The organism is Frankia sp. CoWAU3 (genome assembly GCF_977971855.1).
The window spans coordinates 3,441-4,112 of record NZ_CDWWXB010000251.1; the positions used below are offsets into that span (position 1 = coordinate 3,441).

2 protein-coding genes are annotated in these 672 nt (G+C 72.9%); both read left to right on the top strand.

Features of this window, described 5'->3' with window-relative positions; genetic code table 11:
* Positions 1–400 (top strand): hypothetical protein (locus tag AC08ON_RS16565; protein ID WP_476617297.1); only part of this gene is annotated, 400 nt, incomplete at its 5' end.
* A complete protein-coding gene (locus tag AC08ON_RS16570) occupies positions 397–669 on the top strand; it encodes a hypothetical protein (RefSeq protein WP_476617298.1) in 273 nt (90 codons plus the stop codon). The genes AC08ON_RS16565 and AC08ON_RS16570, both read left to right, overlap by 4 nt.
* The last annotated feature ends 3 nt before the right edge of the window (positions 670–672 follow it).

Here is a 672-nt window from a genome sequence, read left to right on the forward strand (position 1 = left end):
GGCCGGGCCGGTGCTGGAGGTGGACTGTAACCGCGCTGTGCAGGTGAGGGTCCGGCCGGTGGAGGACGGGCCGTTGCTGCCCGCGGCGGTGGTGGCCACGGCACAGGACGGGGTGGCCACGGTGACGGCGCACCCCCGGACCTGCCCGCCGGGGAACACCCGGCTGGCGTTTCTGCTCGGCCGGTACATCCACGGGGACCGGGTGGCGGCCGGGGTGGACATGCCGGTGGTCACGGTCGGCTGTGCGCTGCGACCCGAGGAGTTCGGGGGTGGCGGGCTGATGCCGGTGTCGCATCGGGTCCGGCTGCTAGGCGGACGGGGCCGGTGGGTGGAACACACGGTGTGGGAAGTGATGTCCCTGCCCCGGTACGCCGCCTTGACAGCGGGGAAGCGGCTATGAGCCCAGACGCGAGGAACGGCGATCCGCCAGGCCGGATGTGGACGATCAAGCAGGGCAGGATTCCCCGGTGGGGCCGCTATCTCGGCGGCCGGACGGGCGACGGGTTTCTCATCGCCCGGCCGGTCCGTAGCTCTGCGGCGGGCAGCCGGCTGCGCATGGCGTTCTACCCGGCGGGATTGAAGCCGCTGGCGATGGAAGCGCTCGGGGCTGCGATCGCGGCGCCGGATGCGCGGGGCACGGTGACCATCCATACCCGGGGTGTGCGGTAGAGG